The 22,002-nt window shown below is 70.6% G+C and carries 14 protein-coding genes and 1 pseudogene; 10 read left to right on the top strand and 5 right to left on the bottom strand.

The window, feature by feature from the left end; genetic code table 11:
* Positions 1 to 11: 11 nt before the first annotated feature.
* Both CES90_RS45910 and CES90_RS45905 read right to left on the bottom strand, forming a co-directional pair.
* Complete coding sequence (locus tag CES90_RS45910; protein WP_189781078.1) at positions 12 to 1,718, bottom strand: ATP-binding SpoIIE family protein phosphatase; 1,707 nt, start codon at positions 1,716 to 1,718, stop codon at positions 12 to 14.
* 234 nt (positions 1,719 to 1,952) lie between these two features.
* Positions 1,953 to 3,317, bottom strand: coding sequence for an NAD(P)/FAD-dependent oxidoreductase (locus CES90_RS45905; protein WP_189781077.1), 1,365 nt, complete (start codon positions 3,315 to 3,317; stop codon positions 1,953 to 1,955).
* A gap of 403 nt (positions 3,318 to 3,720) precedes the next feature.
* Here CES90_RS45905 and CES90_RS45900 point away from each other — a divergent pair, with 403 nt between their 5' ends.
* On the top strand, positions 3,721 to 4,551 hold the full coding sequence (locus tag CES90_RS45900; protein ID WP_189781076.1) for a TetR/AcrR family transcriptional regulator: 831 nt from the start codon (positions 3,721 to 3,723) through the stop codon (positions 4,549 to 4,551).
* A 307-nt stretch (positions 4,552 to 4,858) separates the two neighbouring features.
* Positions 4,859 to 6,706 (top strand): sigma-70 family RNA polymerase sigma factor, encoded by a 1,848-nt coding sequence (locus CES90_RS45895; protein ID WP_189781075.1) that lies wholly within the window; start codon positions 4,859 to 4,861, stop codon positions 6,704 to 6,706.
* Here CES90_RS45895 and CES90_RS45890 read toward each other — a convergent pair.
* Entirely contained in the window at positions 6,693 to 6,932 is a 240-nt protein-coding gene (locus CES90_RS45890) for a hypothetical protein (RefSeq protein WP_189781074.1), read from the bottom strand. The two genes, CES90_RS45895 and CES90_RS45890, sit on opposite strands and share 14 nt — an antisense overlap.
* Before the next feature lie 41 nt (positions 6,933 to 6,973).
* Positions 6,974 to 9,061, bottom strand: a complete 2,088-nt coding sequence (locus CES90_RS45885; protein ID WP_189781073.1) for an asparagine synthase-related protein — start codon at positions 9,059 to 9,061, stop codon at positions 6,974 to 6,976.
* Between the two features lie 726 nt (positions 9,062 to 9,787).
* Between CES90_RS45885 and CES90_RS45880 the strand changes: the two genes are divergently transcribed.
* The 5 genes from CES90_RS45880 (at position 9,788) to CES90_RS45860 (ending at position 16,674) form a co-directional block, all read left to right on the top strand.
* A complete protein-coding gene (locus tag CES90_RS45880; RefSeq protein ID WP_189781072.1) occupies positions 9,788 to 11,212 on the top strand; it encodes an MFS transporter in 1,425 nt (474 codons plus the stop codon).
* Positions 11,213 to 11,418: 206 nt separating this feature from the next.
* Positions 11,419 to 12,648 carry an L-2-hydroxyglutarate oxidase gene (gene lhgO, locus CES90_RS45875; protein WP_189781125.1) on the top strand — a complete coding sequence of 410 codons (1,230 nt, stop codon included), beginning with the start codon at positions 11,419 to 11,421 and terminating at the stop codon, positions 12,646 to 12,648.
* Positions 12,649 to 12,803: 155 nt separating this feature from the next.
* Positions 12,804 to 13,625 carry a tRNA (guanosine(46)-N7)-methyltransferase TrmB gene (gene trmB, locus CES90_RS45870; protein WP_189781071.1) on the top strand — a complete coding sequence of 274 codons (822 nt, stop codon included), beginning with the start codon at positions 12,804 to 12,806 and terminating at the stop codon, positions 13,623 to 13,625.
* 142 nt (positions 13,626 to 13,767) lie between these two features.
* On the top strand, positions 13,768 to 15,144 hold the full coding sequence (locus CES90_RS45865) for a PrsW family intramembrane metalloprotease (RefSeq protein ID WP_189781070.1): 1,377 nt from the start codon (positions 13,768 to 13,770) through the stop codon (positions 15,142 to 15,144).
* Between the two features lie 297 nt (positions 15,145 to 15,441).
* A complete protein-coding gene (locus CES90_RS45860) occupies positions 15,442 to 16,674 on the top strand; it encodes a DUF418 domain-containing protein (RefSeq protein WP_189788645.1) in 1,233 nt (410 codons plus the stop codon).
* 876 nt (positions 16,675 to 17,550) lie between these two features.
* Here the strand turns inward: CES90_RS45860 and CES90_RS45855 are convergent.
* Positions 17,551 to 17,909, bottom strand: a pseudogene (locus CES90_RS45855) (sugar hydrolase); the annotation flags it as partial.
* A gap of 381 nt (positions 17,910 to 18,290) precedes the next feature.
* On the opposite strand from CES90_RS45855, the gene CES90_RS45850 reads away from it, so the two are divergent.
* Genes CES90_RS45850 through CES90_RS45840 form a run of 3 tightly spaced genes read left to right on the top strand, consistent with a single transcriptional unit; the run spans position 18,291 to position 21,945 of the window.
* Positions 18,291 to 19,970, top strand: coding sequence for an extracellular solute-binding protein (locus tag CES90_RS45850; RefSeq protein WP_189788646.1), 1,680 nt, complete (start codon positions 18,291 to 18,293; stop codon positions 19,968 to 19,970).
* Positions 19,970 to 21,022, top strand: coding sequence for an ABC transporter permease (locus CES90_RS45845; protein WP_189788647.1), 1,053 nt, complete (start codon positions 19,970 to 19,972; stop codon positions 21,020 to 21,022). The genes CES90_RS45850 and CES90_RS45845 overlap by 1 nt, the downstream gene beginning before the upstream one ends.
* Positions 21,019 to 21,945, top strand: coding sequence for a carbohydrate ABC transporter permease (locus CES90_RS45840; RefSeq protein WP_189788648.1), 927 nt, complete (start codon positions 21,019 to 21,021; stop codon positions 21,943 to 21,945). The genes CES90_RS45845 and CES90_RS45840 overlap by 4 nt, the downstream gene beginning before the upstream one ends.
* Positions 21,946 to 22,002: the final 57 nt, after the last annotated feature.

The raw sequence follows: 22,002 nt of genomic DNA, 5'->3' as shown, positions 1-22,002 counted from the left end.
GGCGCTCCTTGTCAGGTCGTCCCCCGGGGCAGTGCGAACTCGCACCAGACCGACTTGCCGCCGCCGGGGGCTCGGCGGCTGCCCCAGTTGGAGGCGATGGTGGCGATGATGGCGATGCCTCGGCCGGACTCGTCGCCGGGTTCGGCGCGGCGGCGGCGGGGGAGGTGGTCGTTGCCGTCGGTGACCTCGACGATGAGGCGGCGGTCGGTGCGGCGTAGGCGTAGGCGCATGGGTGGGGTGCCGTGCTGGAGGGAGTTGGCGACCAGCTCGCTTGCCGCCAGGACGCCCAGGTCGTGGAGTTCCGGGGGGAAGCGCCAGCTGGTCAGGACTCCGGAGGCGAAGGCTCGGGCTCGGGGGGCCGCTTCTACGCCGCCCAGCAGTTCCAGGGCCGCGTTGCGGAAGAGTTCGCTGTCGGGGCCTGTGCGGGCGGGGTGTTGGAGGACGAGGACGGCGACGTCGTCGTCGTGGTCCGCCGTCACGCCCGTGGAGCGGACCAGGCGGTCGCAGACGACCTGGGGGGTGCCCGTGGCGCCGGCCAGGGCCCGTTCCAAGGCCGCGATTCCCTCGTCCAGGTCCTCGTTGCGGCGTTCCACCAGGCCGTCCGTGTAGAGGACCGCTGTCGAGCCGGGGCCGAGGGGGACCGAGCCCGAGGCGTGCATCCAGCCGCCTGTGCCGAGTGGAGGGCCGGTCGGCTCGTCGGCGCGCAGGACCGTACCGCTCTCGTCGCGGACGAGGATGGGGAGGTGGCCTGCGGAGGCGTAGATCAGGCGGCCCTCGTTGGGGTCGTGGACGGCGTAGGCGCAGGTGGCGATCTGGTTGGCGTCGATTTCCGTCGCCAGGCCGTCGAGCAGTTGCAGGACCTCGTGCGGGGGGAGGTCCAGGCGGGCGTACGCGCGGACGGCCGTACGGAGTTGGCCCATGACGGCGGCCGCTCGTACTCCTCTGCCCATGACGTCGCCGATGACGAGGGCCGTGCGGCCGCCGCCGAGGGTGATCACGTCGTACCAGTCGCCGCCGACGGCGGCCTCCGTGCCGCCGGGGTGGTAGACGGCGGCGATACGCAGGTCGTCGGGCTGTTCGAGCTCCTGCGGGAGGAGGGAGCGCTGGAGGGTGACGGCGGTCTGGCGCTGGCTGCGCTCGCTGGCGCGCAGGCGCTCGGCGGCCTCGGCGTGGTCGGTGACGTCGGCGGCGAAGATGAGGACTCCGCCCTCGCCGGGCTTGGTGCCGCCCGCGCCCGGCACGTCGACCGGGGTGCAGGTGATCGTGTACGAGCGGCCGGTGGGGGCCTTGCGGGACTTGACCGTGCGGGGTTTGGCGCTGCGCAGGACCTGGTCGAGGAGCGGGAGCAGACCGAGGGCTTCCAGCTCGGGCAGGGCCTCGTGGGCGGGCTCGCCGAGGGGGCGTACGCCGAAGGCCGCTACGTAGGCGTCGTTGACGTAGGCGGTGCGGTGGTCCGGGCCGTGCACGAGGGCGACGAGGGCCGGGATGCGGTCGAGGATCTCTCGGGTCGGGAGCTCGTCCACGGCGGGGACGGACGGGCCGGCGGGGACGGACGGCACGCTCGGTGTGTCGTCCGGTGGGTCGTCGGTCTGCCGTTCGGCGCGGGCCGCGGGCACGGAGCCTTCTCCCCGCCGGTCCGGGGTGACCGTGTGTTCGGTCCGCGCTGCGGCGCGGCGCTGCGTACCGGGGAGCCGGGCGCTCCAGCGCGTGAAGTTCACCGAATCCTTGCCTCGTGCCTCGTGGTGTTGTCTGTGGCCGGCTCCGGATCCGGCCGTGGGTCCGGGGGTTGCCCGGAATTCAGCGGTGGGGGCGCCTGGTCGTGAGTGCTTCGTGGGTCCTCGTGGGTGTTGATCGTCGTGGATCATGTCCGTGGATCATGTCGCGGAACAGTCTGGCCGACCGGACCGACATTCGTCAGACGTCGGTCTGAACGGTGGAGTTCCTGGATCCGGTCAGGACGACCCCTTCGGGTCTGCAGGAGGCTTTCCACCGGCCGCCAGTTCGAACTCCGCACGGGGATGTTCGAGTGATCCGAGGGAGACGATCTCCCGTTTGAACAGGCCCGAGAGGGTCCATTCGGCGAGGACGCGGGCCTTGCGGTTGAAGGTCGGCACCCTGCTCAGGTGGTAGACGCGGTGCATGAACCAGGCAGGGTAGCCCTTCAGCTTCCGGCCGTAGACGTGGGCGACACCCTTGTGCAGGCCCAGGGAGGCGACCGAGCCGACGTAAGCGTGGGCGTACGTTTCCAGCGGCTCGCCGCGCAGGGAGCGGACGATGTTGTCGCCGAGGGTCGTGGCCTGCCGTACGGCGTGCTGGGCGTTGGGGGCGGTCTCCTTGCCGGGTTCGGAGGCGGTGACGTCGGGGACGGCGGCCGCGTCACCCGCCGCCCACGCGTGCGTGACACCCTCCACGGACAGTTCGGGGGTGCACTTCAGACGGCCGCGCCCGTTCAGCGGGAGGTCGGTGGCGGCGAGGATGGGGTGCGGTTTCACACCGGCGGTCCAGACGACCGTACGGGTCGGGAAGCGGGCTCCGTCACTGAGGACGGCGACGCGGTCCACACATGATTCGAGGCGGGTGTGGAGGCGTACGTCGATGTTGCGGCGGCGCAGTTCGGTGACCGTGTAGCGGCCCATCTCCTCGCCGACCTCCGGGAGGATGCGGTCGGAGGCCTCCACGAGGATCCACTTCATGTCCTCGGGCGTGACGTTGTGGTAGTAGCGCGCGGTATAGCGGGCCATGTCCTCCAGTTCGCCGAGCGCCTCCACCCCGGCGAAGCCGCCGCCGACGAAGACGAAGGTGAGGGCCGCGTCGCGGATCGCGGGGTCGCGGGTGGAGGAGGCGATGTCCATCTGCTCGATGACGTGGTTGCGCAGGCCGATGGCCTCTTCGACGCTCTTGAAGCCGATGCCGTGGTCGGCGAGCCCGGGGATCGGAAGCGTGCGCGAGATCGAGCCGGGGGCGAGGACGAGTTCGTCGTACGTCAGCTGCTCGGCCTCCCCGCCCTCCTCGGTGGCGAGGGTGGTGAGGGTCGCCGTGCGCTTGGCGTGGTTGATCTCGGTGGCCTCACCGATGACGACCTTGCACTGGTCCAGGACGCGGCGCAGCGGGACGACCACGTGGCGGGGCGAGATGGAGCCCGCGGCGGCCTCCGGAAGGAAGGGTTGATACGTCATATAAGGGTCGGGCGACACGATGACGATCTCGATGTCGCCACGCGTCAATTGTTGTTTGAGCTGCTTCTGCAGACGCAGCGCGGTGTAGAGCCCGACGTAGCCGCCGCCGACGATGAGGATGCGCATCCGTTCCTTCACCATCCCATGACGCACCTCTCTCGTTGGTTTGTCCACAGGCCCGGCAATTTGTGTGACCGGTCGCCTTGGGGGCGCGGGGTTGGCCGGTTTACCGGAGTGTGCGGCAGATGCGCAGGTCAGATGGTGTGAGCCGGGTGGCAGGAGGGGGCGCAAACGGGACGTAACCGGCCCGTACTCCGATCGGGGGTCGCTCCGTGCGGAACCTGCCCCTTCTGAATTGACTCCCTCTCAACTATGTTCGTGTCTCGACGGGGTGTAGGGGGGATGCGTTCAAGAGGTTCGGTCGGGACCGGGATCCGAGTTCGGATTCCGAACCGTGGCGGACCGCTGACGCTCGTTCCGTAGCTCCGGCTTCCGATGACGGGGAGAGTCTCCGGGGGGAGACGTCATTACCGGGGGAACACGTATGCATATTCAGGACTCGCATTGGTCGTCCACCTCCGCCCTCGCACCGAGCGGTGCGATCGGCGCGGCGGGCGGCAACGGACGCGGGGACGGAGGGCGGTCGACTCCGCTCCGCGTGGACGCACAGCGCAACCTCGAGCACGTGCTGCGCGCGGCGCGCGAGGTCTTCGGCGAGCTGGGATACGGCGCGCCGATGGAGGACGTCGCCCGGCGCGCCCGGGTGGGTGTCGGCACGGTCTACCGGCGCTTCCCGAGCAAAGACGTCCTGGTCCGGCGGATAGCCGAGGAGGAGACGTCTCGGCTCACCGAGCAGGCCAGGGTCGCGCTCGGACAGGAGGAGGACCCGTGGTCGGCGCTGTCGCGCTTCCTGCGGACCTCGGTGGCCTCGGGTGCCGGGCGGCTGTTGCCGCCGCAGGTGCTGCGGGTGGGGGTCGCCGAGGACGGGGCCGACGGAGTCGGTGGGACCGGCGGCGTCGGTGGGCTCGTCGTGGACGAGGCGCGGGTGCCGCAGCAGCGGGCTCAGCCGGGGGCGGAGCTGCGGCTCGTGTCGGCGGGTTCGGGTGCGGGTGCCTCCGGCGGTTCGGCTGCCGTCTCGCGGGCCTCCTCTGCTCCGGCGGATGATTCCGGGGCTTCCGCGCTGCTCGAGGTCGTGGGGCAGTTGGTTGAGCGGGCTCGCGGCGCGGGTGAGTTGCGGGCGGATGTGACCGTGGCGGATGTGTTGCTGGTGATCGCTACGGCTGCGCCGTCGTTGCCGGATGCGGCGCAGCAGGCTGCGGCGTCCGCGCGGTTGTTGGACATTTTACTGGAGGGGCTTCGGTCTCGGCCGGCTTGATGTCGCCGCGGGGGTGGTGGGGGAGTTTTTCGCCCCCACCACCCCTACCGGTTCCCATCACCAGGGGCTGTGCCCCTTCAACCCCCCGGTGCCTTCTGGCCCGGGGGGTTGTGTTGTGTGGCGGGTGCGGGTTGTTTGTGGTTGCTCGCGCCCACACGGCGGAGCCGCACATCGATACAGCCCCGCGCCCCTTTCCGGGGCGGGGGTGAACTCGCGTACTGACGTCCCCCAAGAACCCTCGGACGAGTGGTATGTCCCTGCTGCCGGGGTCTGAATAAAAGGCAATATGGCAGGCTGATCCGGTGTGATGAGTGTTTACGGGCGGGACGGGGCGGGGCAGTCGTCGTCGCGGGCGGTGGACCATCCGCAGGTTCCGGCGCAGCGGGATCGGTTCGGCTCGGGGGAGTCCGAAGGGGTGTCGTCCGACGCCGATCTCATCGAGCGGATGCGGGCGGGCGAGGACGCGGCGTACGAGGAGTTGTACCGGCGTCATGCCGAGGCCGTGCGGCGGTATGCGCGGACCTGCTGCCGGGACGCCTACACCGCGGACGATCTGACGGCCGAGGTCTTCGCCCGGATGCTGCAGGCGGTACGGGGTGGCTCCGGGCCGGAGCATGCCGTACGGGCGTATCTGCTGACGTCGGTGCGGCGGGTCGCGGCGACCTGGACGAGTTCCGCCAAGCGGGAGCATCTGGTCGACGACTTCGCGGTGTTCGCGGCGCAGGCGGCGCGCGGGGCGGAGGGCTCGGACACAGACGCGCTCGATCTCGGGGCGGACGTACGGGCGATGCACGGGGCCGAGCAGTCGATGGCGATGCGGGCCTTCCGGTCGTTGCCGGAGCGGTGGCAGGCCGTGTTGTGGCACACCGAGGTCGAGGACGAGTCGCCGAGCGAGGTAGCCACGCTCTTCGGGCTCGACGCGAACGGGACCCGGGTGCTCGCCAGCCGGGCGCGCGAGGGGCTCAGAGAGGCGTACCTCCAGGCCCATGTGAGTGCCTCCCTCGCGGGCAACTCCGCGAAGTGCGGGCAGTTCGCCGACCGGCTCGGCGCGTACGCCCGCGGCACTCTGCGCACCCGGGCCGAGCGGGGGCTGCGCAAGCATCTGGAGGAGTGCGCGGCGTGCCGGCTGGCCGCCAGTCAGATCAAGGAAGTCGCCGGCGGGATTCCGGCTGTGGTGCCGATCGCGGTCATCGGATGGTTCGGCGCCGCCGGGTACGCGAAGGCGGCCGCGATCGTCGCCGGTGGCGCGGGGGCCGGAGCGGCCGGGGCCGCCGGTGCGGGGTCGGCGGCCGGTGGTGGCTCCGTCGCCGGTGGAGCGGGTGCGGGCGGCGGGTCCGCGGCGGAGGGGCTCGGCGCGCCGGCGAAGGCCGGGATCGCGGTGAGTGTGGCCGGGATGGTCGCCGCGGCGGTGGCGCTCGCACTGGCGGGCAACGAAGGGGAGAACGAGAAACCGCCGGCCAAGCCGTCCGCCTCGCGGGCGGTCGAGGCCGCGCCGGAGCCCTCGCCGCCGAAGCCGCCGAAGCCGTCGGCGCCTGTGCCTGCCGTGGAGCCGGAGGCTGAGGCGGCGCCTGTGGTGGTGCCCGTCTCCAGGCCGTTCACGGCGCCCGCGCCCACGCCGTCCCCGACACCGGATCCGCCCGCGAAGTCGTCGCCCACACCGACTCCGACCCCGACCACCCCACCTTCGCCGACCCAGCCGACGCCGACTCCGACGCCCACCCCTCCCGTCTACCAGGGGAACGAGCTCGAGTACGGCCTCCTCGGCGACGGCGCCGAGCCCGAGATGCGGCTCGGCGAGAGCAGTTGGGTCTGGCAGCGGTACGGGGTGTCGATCGCCGGCAAGAGTTACGCGGACGGGGTGACCGTGCACGGCCGCTCCTCCGTCACCATCGACCTCAACCGCCGGTGCACCTCGTACGACGCGCTCGTCGGCGTCGACGATCTGACGCCCGGCCTCGGCAAGGTCCGGTTCTCCGTCTACGGCGACGGGGTGCCGCTGTGGAAGTCCGGGCTCGTCCAGGGCGGGGACCCGGCGGTTCCGGTCCATGTGAACCTCGCCGGGCGGGAGATCGTACGGCTGGTCGTCGAACCGCACGGCGACGTCGACGTGGCGGCGCTGGCGGACTGGGCGGAGGCCGGGTTCACGTGTGAGTAGGGGTGCTGCCGGTCGTGTGTTCCGCGTCGTAGCGGGTGCGGCCCAGGGCGGTGAGGGCGGCGGCCTCGGGGTGTTCGGCCTCGTGGTGTTCGGGGAACGGGCGGGGGTGGCCGGCGCGCCAACGGGTTCCGGCCGCCAGCAGGTGTACGGCGCGGGTGTGGTCGCCCAGGTGGGATGTACGGCCGCCGCGCTGTCGGCGAGGGCCGCGGTCACCGTCTCGGCGCACCGGCCCTCCACGGCGGACCGCAGGGCGGCGGTGAGCCCCAGTCACCCCCTCCGCGCCGTCGCCCCCAGCACCCCCCTCTGTGGCGTGATCCCCGCCGGGACCGCCCTCTGTCTGGCGGGCGTGCCTGTCCAGCAGGTGCCTCGGCGGGAGAGGAGGCGGCGTAGCCATAGTTCCAGGGAGACCAGGTCTGCCAGGCCATCCAGGGGAAGGGGTTCGCCCTCGGCGGCGGCGCGGAGGGCCTTGCGGACCACTCGGGCCTCGACGAGGCCGGCCTGGGCCAGGAGCGGGGTGTCGAAGAGGGTGATCAGGGTGTCGGCGGCGACGCGGAGGCCGGTGCGGGCGGCGGTGGTGGACGTGGCGTGGGAGGGGGCGCCCCAGCCGGGTGGGAGGTCGGTGACGCCGGCGCCCTCCAGGACCGTACGGAGGATGGCGGCGCGGGCGCCGGGCTTGACGCGGAGGGCTTCGGGGAGGGCTCGGCAGGCGCGTACGACCTGGTTGTCGAGGAAGGGGGCGTGGAGGCGTTGGGAGCGGATCTCCGCGGCCTGTTCCAGGATCCTCAGGTCCGCGGCGTGGCGGGCCAGAGCCGCGCGGGCGCGGAAGTCGCCGGGGCGCTGGCCGGGGCCGACGCTCGGGCGGCCCGTCGTCGCGCCCAGGCGAATCGATACTTCTGCCAGCGCCTCGCCGGTCAGCCAGCGGGCCGCCGGGCCGGGTCTGGCCCAGTTGAGGGCTGCCAGGGAGGCTCCTACCGCGCCTCCTGGTTCCTCGAAGCGGCGTTGCATCAGGCGGGCGGCCAGCACTTCCACGCCGGCTCTGTACGGGGTGCGGGACAGTTTGCGCGCGGCGCTGTACACACGCGCGGGGACCATCACCGAGCCGTCCGCCTTGGCCAGGGCGGCGACCGGGCGGACCAGGTGGCGGCGTTTGCGGTCCATCAGGAGGTCGGCGAGGCGGGCGGGGTGGGCGTCCAGGACCTGGCGGGCGCCGTAGCCGGTGAAGTGGTCCGCGCTGCCGGAGGCGAGGCGGGCGCGGTGCCGGGCGGCGGCGACGAGGGAGGGGCCCGGTTCGTCGGTGAGGGGGACTTCGAGGTCGGCGTACGGGAGTGTCTCCTCGCCGCCGGTCACCACTACGTGGTGCAGGCGGGGGTTGGCGGCCAGGGTGCCCGCCCGTTCGAGTTCGGCTTCGCGGCCGGGCGTCGCCAAGTCGTTGAAGGTGACGGCCAGGAGGCGTTCGCCGGCGGCGGTGCCGTGGCCCAGGACCGTGCCGGGGGCGCCGGGGAGGCCGGCGGCGAGGAGGGCCAGCGTGCCCGAGGCCGGGCCGCCGGAGAGGTCGGCGCCGATGCCGGGGACCGGCATGCCGCGGGCGGCGCGGCGCTCCGCCGGGCCCATGCCGGGGACCGGGCCGGGGTCGACGTCCGGCACGTGGCGGGGGGCGGCCAGGCGGGCCCGTACGGCCTCGACGAGGGCGTCGCGGACGCCGTCCACCGCGCTGGCGGGGTCGGCGGAGGGGGCGGCGACGGCGAGGGAGGCCACGGGTTCGTACCCGGCGATCTCGCGCGCACCGGCGCGCAGGATCAGCGCATGCCCCGGGGGAATGCGGCGCACGCCGTCGTACGGAGTGGAGTCATGGAGGGCGTCCGGTACGTCGGGGGCGGCGAGCAGGGCGGCGAGGTGCCCGAAGTCGAGGTTGGCCTCGGTGAGGTCGGCGAGGGGGAGGGCGGCGGTCGCGTAGGCGGTGCCGCCCGCCCAGGGGGTGTAGAAGACGGGGCGGGCGCCGGCCAGGTCGCCGCAGACGGTCACACGGCGGCCGACCTGGACGACGGCCGTGTAGCTGCCGGGCCAGGCGGTCAGATGGCGCAGGGCGCCACCGCGGGCGGCGAACAGGCCCACGCGCAGCTGCTCGTCGGAGGCCCCGCAGATGCCGAGAACGGCGATCCTGGTCTCGGCGTCGGCCTGCACGACGCGGATCTCGTCGGGGCGCCAGTCGCCGACGGCCCACAGCGGATCCGGGTCGCCCCACAGGATCTGGGAGCCGACCGGGTGCACGGTCTCGCCGTCGTGTCCGGTGGCTCCGGCGCCGCCGATCACGGGAGCGCCGGCGGCAGTACTGCTCCATCCCACCAACCACCGCATCGACGCCTCCACAGACTGTGGACAACCAGTGCACCGTACGAACGGCTCCCATGCTGCCACGAAGGAGGCTCGCTGGAGGGCGTGCGGGACTGCTTGCACACCGGTAAATGCGCCCCTGGAGAGCCATGAGCGCTCCCCCGCCACACCCCCGGGTCGCCCTCAACTCGCCGATGTACAGGGGTGGTCGACAGAGAAGGACCCCGGGTCTACGACGTGAATGCGCCCCCGATACGCTCCCCAAAAAACACCTAACGCGCCCTCAAGAGACGTGGTCGGAGGGGTAATCACCCTCCACGACCACCGGCGATTTTCAGCCAAATCGGAATCGTAGGGCAGAACTCACACACGCTCCGTACGGGCCCCGACGGCCACTCAGTGTCAACGCACAGTCCGGGAGGCGGAGTTCGCCTCCCGGACCGGTCCGCCGCCCGCGGGGATGGAGGCGGCGGTGTCCCCCAGCCCGCTGGATCCAGTACAGCGGGCCGACCCACGCACAGCCATGGAACCGCTCCCCCGATGGCCGGAGAAGAGCGCACGGACGGGCGCACGGCCACACAGCGGGAGCACACCGCAACAGTGCGTACTCTCTCCGCAAATTCGTACGGACCACAATCCCGCCATCCGGATTTGGGCCCCTTAACGCTTGGGATGCGGCGAACTACGCTGGGTTTACGAATGCCGCGTGCCTATGCCGCCGCGGCAGCCGTCTGTTCGAGGGGTGGCGCAATGTCCAGGGAGCAACGCGGGCCGAACGAAAAGCTCGGCGCCGTTCTCGCCCTCGCGGGAATCAGCAACGCAGGACTCGCGCGTCGCGTCAACGATCTTGGCGCTCAACGCGGGTTGACACTTCGCTACGACAAGACGTCGGTGGCGCGGTGGGTCTCCAAGGGCATGGTCCCGCAGGGTGCCGCGCCGCATCTCATCGCCGCCGCGATCGGCCAGAAGCTCGGCCGCCCCGTGCCGCTCCACGAGATCGGCCTGGCGGACGCGGATCCCGCACCCGAAGTGGGCCTCGCCTTCCCCCGTGACGTCGGACAGGCGGTGCGCGCGGCGACAGAGCTGTACCGCCTCGACCTCGCCGGCCGCCGCGCCGGCTCCGGCGGCATCTGGCAGTCCCTCGCCGGATCGTTCGCGGTGAGCGCGTACGCGACGCCCGCCTCACGCTGGCTGATAACCCCGGCCGACAGTTCGGTGGCGCGCGAGGCGAGCTCCATGGAGGGCTCCGGGTCGCCGCTGAAAGTCGGCCACAGCGATGTGCAGAAGCTGCGTGAGGCCGCCGAGGACGCCAGGCGCTGGGACTCCAAGTACGGGGGCGGCGACTGGCGTTCGTCCATGGTGCCCGAGTGTCTGCGGGTCGAGGCCGCTCCGCTGCTGCTCGGCTCGTACTCCGACGAAGTCGGCCGCGCGCTCTTCGGAGCCTCCGCCGAACTCACCCGCCTCGCCGGCTGGATGGCTTTTGACACGGGTCAACAGGAGGCCGCGCAGCGGTACTACATCCAGGCGTTGCGGCTCGCGCGGGCCGCGGCCGACGTACCGCTGGGTGGGTATGTGCTGGCGACGATGTCGTTGCAGGCGACCTATCGGGGCTTCGGCGACGAGGGCGTCGACCTCGCGCAGGCCGCGCTCGAACGCAACCGGGGGCTCGCCACCGCCCGCACGATGAGCTTCTTCCGGCTCGTCGAAGCGCGTGCCCACGCGCGCGCGGGAGACGCGGCGGCCGCCGGGGCGGCCCTCAAAGCCGCCGAGGGCTGGCTGGAGCGGGCCCGCGACGGCGACAACGATCCGTCGTGGCTCGGGTTCTACGGCTACGACCGATTCGCCGCGGACGCCGCCGAGTGCTACCGCGACCTCAAGGCGCCGCGTCAGGTGCGCCGCTTCACCGAGCAGGCACTGTCGCGGCCGACGGAGGAGTTCGTACGCTCGCACGGGCTGCGGCTCGTCGTGTCGGCGGTCGCCGAGCTGGAGTCCGGCAACCTCGATGCGGCGTGCGAGCAGGGGGTGCGGGCGGTGGAGGTCGCGGGGCGCATTTCCTCGGCTCGCACCACCGAGTACGTGAAGGATCTTCTGCATCGGCTGGAGCCGTATGGGGATGAGCCGCGGGTCATTGAGCTGCGGGAGAGGGCGCGGCCCTTGTTGATGACGCCGGCGTAGGTTTTTGGGCGCCTGATCGCCTGCCGGGTTTGTGTGGTTTTGGCGAGTTCGGGTGCTTTGTGGTTGCTCGCGCCCACGCGGCGGAGCCGCAAACCGATACGGCCCCGCGCCACTTTTGGGGCACGACCGGCATCGAGAACGTGATCGGCGCCATGCAGACGGCTTCCGTGTTTGAGGGCATTGTCAGTGGTGCAGTGCACTATCGGATGCGGGAGGTGGGGTGCGTGTCGAGGCAGGTCGTGTACGACTGTGACGTGCTCGTGGTCGGCGGTGGGATCGTCGGGCTGTCGACGGCGTATGCGATCACACGGGCCGCGCCGGGGACGCGGGTGACCGTGCTGGAGAAGGAAGCGGGACCCGCCCGGCACCAGACCGGGCGGAACAGCGGGGTCATCCACAGCGGGATCTACTACCGGCCCGGATCGCTGAAGGCGCGGTACGCGGTCAAGGGCGCCGCCGAGATGGTCAAGTTCTGCGCCGAGTACGGGATCGCCCACGCGGTCACCGGCAAGCTGATCGTCGCGACGGAACGGTCCGAACTGCCACGGCTGCACGCCCTCGTCCAGCGCGGGCGGGAGAACGGGATTCCGGTGCGGGAGCTGGGGCCCGCCCAGATCACCGAGTACGAGCCGGAGGTGCGCGGGCTCGCCGCCATACACGTCGGGACCACCGGGATCTGCGACTTCGTCGGCGTCGCGCGGCAGCTCGCCGCGGCCTCCGGAGCCGAGATCCGGTACGGGGCCGAGGTCGAGCGGATCGACCGGCGGGCCTCGCTCGGGGTCGCCGTACGGACCCGGCGCGGTGACGTCGTACGGGGGCGGGTGCTGGTGAACTGCGCCGGGCTGCGGTGCGACGAGGTGGCCCGGATGACCGGGGACGAGCCGGGCATGCGGATCGTGCCGTTCCGGGGGGAGTACTACGAACTCGCTCGGCCGGAGATGGTGCGAGGGCTGGTGTATCCGGTGCCGGATCCGGCGTTTCCGTTCCTCGGGGTGCATCTGACCCGGGGGATCGACGGGGGTGTGCACATAGGGCCCAATGCCGTGCCCGCGCTGGCCCGGGAAGGGTACGGGTGGGGGACCGTACGGGTGCGGGAGCTGGGGGCGACGCTGGCATGGCCCGGGTCCTGGCGGATAGCCCGGCGGCACTGGCGGTACGGGGCCGGGGAGCTTCGGCGGTCGGTGTCGAAGCGGGCGTTCACCGGGGCGGTGCGGCGGCTGCTGCCCGGGGTTTCCGAGGCGGATCTCGTGCCTGCGGCGGCGGGGGTGCGGGCCCAGGCCGTGCTTCGGGACGGGACGCTGGTGGATGACTTCCTGATCCGGGAGGGGGCGCGGGCCGTGCACGTGCTGAACGCGCCGTCACCTGCGGCTACCGCTTCGCTGCCGATCGGGCGGGAGGTGGGGAGGCGGGCGTTGCAGGCGTTGAGGCAGGTGTGAGGGGGTTCGGCTGTGACGGGGTTCGGCTGTGACGGGGTTCGGCTGTGACGGGCTCAGACGTGACGGGCTCAGACGTGACGGGCTCGGGTGTGACGGGCTCGGGTGTGAGGGGTCGGGCTGGGGGTTGCTGACCTCGCCGTAAAATTGGGCTCACTGTGTCTGACTTCGCCAACGCCTCCGAGCCCCGCACCCCCGGTGCCTCCCTTCGTCGTACGCGGGCCAAGGGGGAGCCCCGGTTTCCCGATGGGCCGAAGGCGGACCCGGCCGGGGCGCACTTCGAGCGGCGGATCCGGAGTTTCCAGCCGCGGCGGAGCCGGGTGACGACCGGGCAGGCGGACGCGTTGCAGCGGCTGTGGCCCAAGTGGGGGCTCGACATCGACGGGCGGAAGCTCGATCTCGTCGAACTGTTCGGGGACGAGAAGCCCGTCGTGCTGGAGATCGGGTTCGGGATGGGCGAGGCGACGGCCCGGATGGCCGCCGCCGATCCGGGGACCAATGTGCTGGCCGTGGATGTGCACACCCCCGGGCAGGGCAATCTGCTCAATCTCGCGGACCAGGCCGGGCTGTCCAACATCCGGGTCGCGAACGGGGACGCGATCATTCTGCTCCGGGAGATGCTCGCGCCCGACTCCCTAGATGGGCTTCGGGTCTACTTTCCCGACCCCTGGCCGAAAAAGCGGCACCACAAGCGGCGGCTGATCCAGCCCGAGTTCCTCACGCTGGCCGCGTCGCGGCTCAGGCCGGGGGCGATCGTCCACTGCGCGACGGACTGGGAGCCGTACGCCGAGCAGATGCTGGACGTGCTGACCGCCCATCCGGACTTCGAGAACACCCGGGCCGACGGCGGGTTCGCGCCACGTCCCGACTTCCGGCCGCTGACCCGTTTCGAGGGGCAGGGACTGGACAAGGGTCATGTGGTGAACGATCTGCTCTTCCGCCGCGTACAGCAGCGTGAGCGGCTCGATGAGCGGGCTTGAAGAACAGCAGGAACAGCAGCAACAGCAGCAACAGCAGCGGTCCGATCTTCCCCCCACCGGCGTCTGAACATGTGCTTTCGTGCCCCGGTCGGCCGTCCGAACGTCGCGCGGGCAGCGCCCATCCCTCGTTAGGGTCAACGCAATGGCCACCAGTCACCCCTACCCGACCCACCCCAGCGGCCCGGCCGGTGGGGGTGTGTTCAGGCCCGTGCGCTGGTGGCAACAGAAGAGCGTGAAGTACGGGGCGCTCATCGCGCTGCTCGCGCTCTCCGGGCTCGTCATCCTGGCCCTCGTACGCGAGCAGACCGGCACCGAGGGGTTCCTCGTCGGGCTCGGGCTCGCGGTACTGCCCGTGCCGGTGCTCATGGCCGCGTTCCGGTGGCTGGACCGGGTGGAACCCGGGCCCTGGAAGAACCTGTTCTTCGCGTTCGCCTGGGGGGCTTGTGCGGCGGCGCTGATAGCGATCGTGGCGAACAGCTTCGCGACGAGATGGATAGCCACCGCCACCGCCGATCCCTCACACGCGGATACGTTGGGCGCCACCGTCATAGCGCCGGTGGTGGAGGAGACCGCCAAGGGTGCCGCCGTCTTATTGATCTTCCTGTTCCGGCGGCGGGAGTTCACCGGGATCGTGGACGGGGTGGTGATCGCGGGGGTCACCGCTACCGGGTTCGCGTTCACCGAGAACATTCTGTATCTGGGGACCGCGTTCGGGACGGATCAGCTCAGCGGGGGGAGCGGGCTGGCGTCGGTCACCGCGGCCACGTTCTTCGTGCGGGTGATCATGTCGCCGTTCGCGCATCCCCTGTTCACCGTGCTCACGGGGATCGGATTCGGGATCGCGGCGTGGTCGGCCGAGCGGCAGCATGTGCGGCGGGTTCTGCTGCCGGTGGGTGGGTTGTTGCTCGCCATGGGGATGCATGCGATCTGGAACGGGTCGGCGACGTTCGGGGAGTACGGGTTCTTCGCGGTGTACGCCGGGTTCATGGTGCCGGCGTTCGGGCTGTTGACGTGGTTGGCGATATGGACGCGGCAGCGGGAGTTGCGGACCGTGCGGGAGGAGTTGCCGGCGTATGCGGCTGCCGGGTGGCTGACTGTGCCGGAGCCGTTTGTACTGGGGTCGATGCGGGCGCGGAGGTTTGCGCGGGACTATGCGGCGCATCACTTCGGGAAGGCCGGGGCGCGGGCGGTCGCGGAGTACGAGACGTACGCGACGTCGCTGGCCTTTCTGCGGCGTCGGGGGCGGCGGGGGCGGGCCGGGGGCGACTTCGTGCTCCGCGAGCGGGAGCTGCTGTTCGAGCTGTGGCGCCGACGGGAGTTGGCGCGGCCGGCGTTGGCGTACGCGGGGCGGGAGTTGGGGGTGGGGGTCGCTTGGCCGGGGCTTGCGGGGGCGTATGGCCACCGTGGCTGGTACGGGTACGGGGACGGGTATGGCGGGTACGAGTACCGGTCGGCCTATACGCAGCCGGTGGTGTACGGGGTGACACCGCATCCGGCGTACAACCCGTACCGGTCGTAAGGGGCGGGTGCCTCCGGCGGTTGGGCGGGGGCGCGTGCGGTTCGTTGAGGGCGGGGGCGCGTGCGTTCGTTGGGAGGCGGGGCCCGTGCCGCTACGTCTGCCCGCCGCCTGGTGCGGGGCACCTCCGGCGGGTGGGCCGGGGCACGTGCGGTGCGTTGCCTTAAAGCCCCCGAGAGTCATCGGGGCTCGGCGAGTCGCAGCTCCAGCCACCCGGCGGGGTAGCACCCACCAGTCGGCAGGGACATCACAGCCGCCTGCCGGATACTCCATGATCGGTCCGGTCTCCAGCCTGACTGCATGGCACAACACCCGGACTCCCCGCCGCTCCCGGCCGACGCACCATCCCCTGCACGCGAGCGCACCAAGCTCTCGACCGGAGCGCCCGGCGTGGGCCGGCTGATCGGGCTGGACCTGGCCCGCGGCCTGGCCGTCTTCGGCATGTACGCGGTCCACGTGGGGCCCGCCCCGAGCCAGGACGGTGTCATCGGCTTCCTGATGGAGCTGGCGCAAGGCCGCTCCTCCGCCCTGTTCGCCGTCCTGGCCGGCTTCGCGGTCGCCCTCATCACCGGTCGCCGCACGCCGAAGACCGGTATGGCCGGCCGTCAGGCCGTCGCCAAGGTCGTCATCCGGGCCGTGATCCTGTTGGCCCTCGGCACCGCCCTGACCATGACCGGCACTCCGGTCGTGCCGATCCTCGCCTTCTACGGACTGTTCTTCCTGCTCGTGCTGCCGCTGTACCGGCTGGGCGCCAAGCCGCTGGCGCTGATTGCCGCGGGTTGGGCCCTGGTGGGCCCGCAGCTGCTGTACCTGTTGAAGCCGGTGGTCGGCGGCCGCGTATTCCTCTCCTACGGCCAGGCCGACGGCCCCGTCTCGCTGTTCTTCACCGGCGGCTATCCGGCCCTGACCTGGGTCCCGTTCGTCATCGCCGGTATGGCTGTCGCCCGCTGCGACCTGACCGCCACGGCTGTCCGGATACGCCTCGCCCTCACCGGCGTCGCCCTCGCCGTCACCGGTTACGGCGGCTCCTGGCTGGCGGTGCGTCTCGTACCCGGTGCCGCCGAAGCCGTCCGGAAAGCCGAAGAGGGGTCGGGCATGTCGTCCGTGTCGTCCGTATCGCCCGACAGCATCGGCATCTTCGGCGACACCCCCGCCGGGATGCTGGCCTCCGCCCCGCACAGCGAGGCGACCCTGTCCATCGTGGGCAACACCGGTGTGGCGATCCTGGTGATCACCGCGTGCCTGGCCGCCATGGACGCCTTCCCCCGGCTACGACGCCTGGCCACGCCCGTCATCGCGGTCGGCTCGATGTCACTGACGGCGTACGTCTACCACATCGTCGCCATCTGGCTCCTGGACACCGAGGCACTGACCGTCCCGCCGCTGTACGTCCTGCTCGGTTTCATCGCGTCCGTCACCGTCCTCGCCACCCTCTGGTCCCGCTTCTTCCAGCGGGGGCCGCTCGAATGGCTGATGGGCAAGGCGACCGGGATCGCCCGACACATTCGACAAGACGCGTCCAAAGAAGCGTGACCGGATCGCCAACCGCCAGCAGCGTGGTACAAACACCGCGGCCGGTGAGGACCACCGGTCCTGGTTGAGGTGGTGAGTGAGTTCCCGATCGGCCACGCATGCCGCGTCCAGCTCTTGGCTGCGTTCGTCGAGCCAGGTCGGTGCAAGGGATGGGACAGCCGGGCAACGACGCGCACGCGGTCAGGTCGTCACCCCCGGCGTCGACGGCGGTAATCAGGGCCGCGCGGATCGTGGTCGGGGCAGCGATCTTCGTATCGACCCGCCCGGCGCGGCGGGGGCTGCTGCCCGCCGAGCACCTGGTCGACGGGGGCTACACCTCACTGGTCCACCTGGAACGAGCCGAGCGCGAACACAAGGGCACCGTCAGCGGGCCGCTGCCGGGCAACCCCACCCACCGGCACCGCAGGAACGACGGCTTCGACGGGGCGACGTCCACATCGCCTTCGACCGCCGGCAGGTCACCCGTCCCCGGGGCCGGCGCCGGCCGTGTCCGGACCGCCCCCCTTGCACCCACTCCCGCGAGAGGCCCGCAACTGGGCTTGCCCCCGCGAGAACTCCGCGACCTGCAAGTCCGCGTCCGCACCGAGCAACGGACACTCGTCTGGAAGGCCCCCTACGCGGTCCGCTCCGGAGTGGAAGGCACCATCAACGAGTTCGCCCCGGGACACGGGATGCTCCTGTGCGGCGACTCCCGTGCACATGGGGTCGATGCGGACCTCAGACGGAGCAGGCGATGCGCGCGAGCCGCACCGGGCCACGCAGGCCGAGGCGGACGTCGTGCACACCGGCCGCCGACAACGGGGCGCTCACGTGGCGAAGCCGTGGGGCCCGGCCGTACCCGGGGAGAGCGTGAGCACTGCCGGTACCGGACCGTCACCCACGAAGAGATCGACCGACCGACCGTGCCTTCGGGGACCAGACGTTCAGGCCCACCCGGTCGTCGCGGGCACGATCGCGCGGGTCTCCTTGGAGACGGCCTCGCCGACCCACCGTACGAGATCGGTGTTCCACGTCGTGCCGAGGTCGACCGCCTGCGGGTAGACGGGGGCCTGGCCCATCCAGGCGACGCCGGGCAGGGTCTCCTGGCCGGTGCGGAAGGCCGCGATGCCCAGGCGCTCGACGGCGGGCGTGAACTGGTGCAGTACGGCGGGCGTGAACTGGTGCAGTAGGGATCCCGTCTTTTCGTCGAGGCTGAGCCGCGGCAGAAGGTCGTCGATGCGCTTCGCGAACGGCAGCTGTGATCGCGGAACGGGCGAAGTGTGTGCGAAGTGTGTGCAGCGTGTGTGTAGACATGTGGGATTCCCTTGGGATGGAGCGAAGAGAGCTTTCGAAGCGCTTCGATGCTCGTTAGAGCAGTAGGGAGTGTCAAGAGGTCGACATCGTTGCCACAAGCAGGGGTTCGAGGTAGCCGCTTCCTGCGCCTTGGAGGAATCTTGGAAACGACCCTTGTGTGCCCCCATACCTTCACTTAACCTCGCAGCAACATCGAAGCGCTTCGACTGCATGTCACGTCGTAGTAATGGGATGTCCTCTTCCAGCTCAGCCAGTTCCAGTCACAACACCGCAGCCGACGGCCCACCGCCGGGTGTCCAGGTGCGCCATGAAGGGTTGACGCAATGACGCCGAACGCCTCCACCTCCTCAGAACCCAGTCGGAGAAGTTTCCTCGCCTCCACGGTGGTCGCAACAGCGGCGGTGGCCGGTGGGATGCCACTGCTTGCCGCCTGCGGCGGTTCGGAAACCGGCTCACGTGAGGGGGCCACGTCGGGCAAGGCCGCGGACAAGCTGCTCCCGACGTACGTCGCCAGCAAGGTCGCCCAGCCGGACCTGCCGTCGAAGAACGGCTCGGCGGCCGGCTACACCGGCAAGGTCGATCTCGCGGCCCTTGAGACCTCGGTCCCGGACAAGCTCGGCACCGGCGCCCCCTTCAAGATCATGTCCCCGTTCTGGGGCGCCCCGCCGAAGCCCGGAAACCCGTACTACACGGCGCTCGACGCCGCGGCGGGCACCAAGGTCACCTGGCAGAACCAGGACGGCAACACCTACGGCGAGAAGCTCGGCGCGGTCCTCGCCTCCAGCTCCATACCCGACATGGTGGTTGTGCCGCGCTGGGAGCTGGTCGGCAAGATCGCGAGCGCGGTCACCGCGAAGTTCATGGATCTCGGCCCCTACCTGGCGGGCGACAAGGTCAAGAAGTACCCGAACCTGGCCGCGATACCCTCCGACGCCTGGCGCATGGGCATCTTCGGCGGCGCGCTGCGCGGCATCCCGATGCCCTCCGCCCCCATGAGCGTCATCGTGCCCTACTACCGCAAGGACATCTTCGACAAGCAGGGCTGGTCCGTTCCCAAGTCGCCCGATGAGTTCCTCAGTTGGGCCAAGGACGCCACCAGCGCCAAGGCCAAGGTGTACGCCTGCGGTGACAACATGATCTGGAGTTCGGCCGCCATCTTCGGCGTCCGCCCCGCCGGGACGGACGGTTGGAACATCGGGGACGACGGCAAGGTGACCTACCGCATCGAGGAGCCCGCGTTCCTCGAGTCCCTGGAGTGGGTCCGCAAGCTGTTCGCCGCCGGCGTGGTCCATCCCGACGACAAGGCGCGCTCCGGCGACCCGGGCCAGCGGTTCTCCGCCGGACAGATCCTGGTCTTCAACAGCGACATGTCCGCCTGGCACGGCAAGACCGCGGAACAGGCCCAGTCCAACCCGGAGTTCGAGATCGGGGCCATGGACTACTTCGGCGCCGACGGCGGCAACCCGACGCTGTGGGCGGCCCAGCCCGCCACCATCTGGTCGCTGATCCGTAAGGGCGCCTCGAAGGAGACCGTGGAGAACGCGCTGGCCGCCGCCAACTTCTCGGCCGCGCCCTACGGCACCAAGGAGCGGATGCTCGTCGACTACGGCGTCGAGGGCACCCATTACACGGTCAAGGACGGGGTCCCGGCCAAGACCGACCAGGGCAACTCCGAGGTGATCAACGCCTGGGTGATGCTGGCGGCCCCGGCTGCCTACTTCGCCCACCCTGACTTCCCCGACATCGCCCGCAAGCAGGTCGAGTGGCAGCAGCGGCAGGGTGCCTTCATGAAGAAGACGTCCACGTACGGCATGAACATCGTCGAGCCCAGCCGCTACGCCGGTCTCTCCAGCCAGTTCGAGCAGTTGGAGATCGACTACGTGCGCGGCAACAAGAAGCTGTCCGATGTGCAGCAGGCCATCTCCACCTGGAAGTCCTCCGGCGGCGACAAGCTGCGCGACTGGTACAAGGAGCTCTTCGACAAGAACGGCAGTGGCAGCTGATGTCCCTCACGGCCAGGAGCAGGCCGGACGGGACCCGTCCCCCCGCGGCTGTCGAGGAGCCGACGGCCGCGGTCGCCGCAGCGGCGGCGAGGGACCGGGCGCCACGCAGGACGAGCAAGGCGGGCAAGATCCGCTGGCGGATCCGGCTGCGCCGCGACCGCACCCTCATCCTGATGACGCTACCCGTCATCGTCCTGCTCCTGATCTTCAACTACGTCCCGCTGCTCGGCAACGTCGTCGCCTTCCAGGACTACGACCCGTACGTCTCCAGCAACGGCATCACGGCGATCTTCCACAGCCCCTGGGTGGGCGTGGAGCAGTTCTCGCGGATGTTCGACGACCCGCTGTTCTGGAGCGCCACGAAGAACACCATCGTCCTGTTCGTGCTCCAACTGGTGCTGTTCTTCCCGGTTCCCATCGCCCTCGCGCTGGTCATCAACAGCGTGATCCGGCCCAGGGTGCGGGCCGTGGCGCAGGCGATCATGTATCTGCCGCACTTCTTCTCGTGGGTCCTCGTGGTCACCGTGTTCCAGCAGATCCTCGGTGGCGCGGGCATCATCGCGCAGACCCTGGAGCAGCACGGGTGGAGCGGCTTCGACCTGATGACCGACGCGGACCTCTTCAAGTATCTGGTCACCGCGCAGGCCGTGTGGAAGGACGCCGGCTGGGGGATCATCGTCTTCCTCGCTGCTCTTGCCGCCGTCAGCACCGACCTGTACGAGGCCGCCGCCATGGACGGCGCGGGGCGCTGGCGACGCATGTGGCATGTGACGCTGCCCGCGCTGCGCCCGGTGATCGCGCTGCTGCTGGTCCTGCGGGTGGGCGACGCGCTGAGCGTGGGATTCGAGCAGTTCCTGCTCCAGCGGTACGCGGTCGGTGCGGGAGCCAGCGAGGTCCTCGACACCTACGTGTGGAACATGGGTATCCAGAACGGCGACTTCAGCTATGCGGCCGCGGTCGGTGTCGTCAAGGGAGTCATCGGAGTGTGTCTCGTCCTGGGCGCGAACAAGGTCGCGCACCTGCTCGGCGAGCAGGGGGTGTACAAGAAGTGAGCCTCAATACGCAGCTCATCCGCAGCCTGAAGGCTCCCGCCCGCCCCGTGTGGGAAGAGCCACCGAGCAAGGCCGGACTCACCGCCAAGGCCGGCTTCCTGGTGCTGTGCTGCCTGGGGGTGCTCGGTCCGCTGTGGATCGTGATCGTCACCAGCCTCTCTCCCAAGCCCGTGATCGACCGGGTCGGCGGCCTCGTCGTGATCCCCCAGGGCATCACCTTCGTCAACTACACCGAACTGCTCAGCGGCGGCCAGGTCAGCCGGGCGATCATGGTCTCGCTCGGCGTCACGCTCTTCGGCACGCTGTTCTCGATGACGGTGTCGGTACTCGCGGCCTACGGGCTGTCCCGGCCGGGCAGTCTGGGGCACCGGTTCTTCCTGATGACCATGATGGCGACCATGTTCTTCGGGGCGGGGCTCATTCCGACGTACCTGCTTGTGCAGTCGCTGGGGCTCACCGACACCTATCTGTCGCTGATCCTGCCGAGCGCGGTCAGTGTCTTCAACATCCTTGTGCTGCGGGCCTTCTTCATGGGGATCTCCCCCGAACTCACCGAGTCCGCACGGATCGACGGGGCCGGTGACCTGCGGATCCTGCTGACCATCATCATGCCGCTGTCCCGCGCGGTCCTGGCCGTGATCTCCCTGTTCTACGCGGTCGGCTACTGGAGCGCCTGGTTCAACGCGTCCATCTACCTCACCGACCAGCAGATGATGCCGCTGCAGAACGTGCTCATCCAGCTGGTCCAGAAGAACACCGAGGCCCCGACGGGCCTGCAGCAGGCGGTCCGCACCGGTCAGCTCTCCGCACTGGGGCTGCAGATGGCCGTCATGGTCCTCGCCCTGATCCCCGTCGCGATCGCCTCCCCGTTCGTGCAGCGGCACTTCAAGAAGGGCATGCTCACCGGCGCGATCAAGGGCTGACGCCCTCGACCCGCCCCGTGCCGTGGAGCCGTCGGTCCCAGGTCCGCAACTTCGTTG

The organism is Streptomyces capitiformicae (assembly GCF_002214185.1).
Taxonomy (GTDB): domain Bacteria; phylum Actinomycetota; class Actinomycetes; order Streptomycetales; family Streptomycetaceae; genus Streptomyces; species Streptomyces capitiformicae.
The sequence above is the reverse complement of the archived record's forward strand: the minus strand, read 5'-3'. Positions and strand labels throughout refer to the sequence as shown.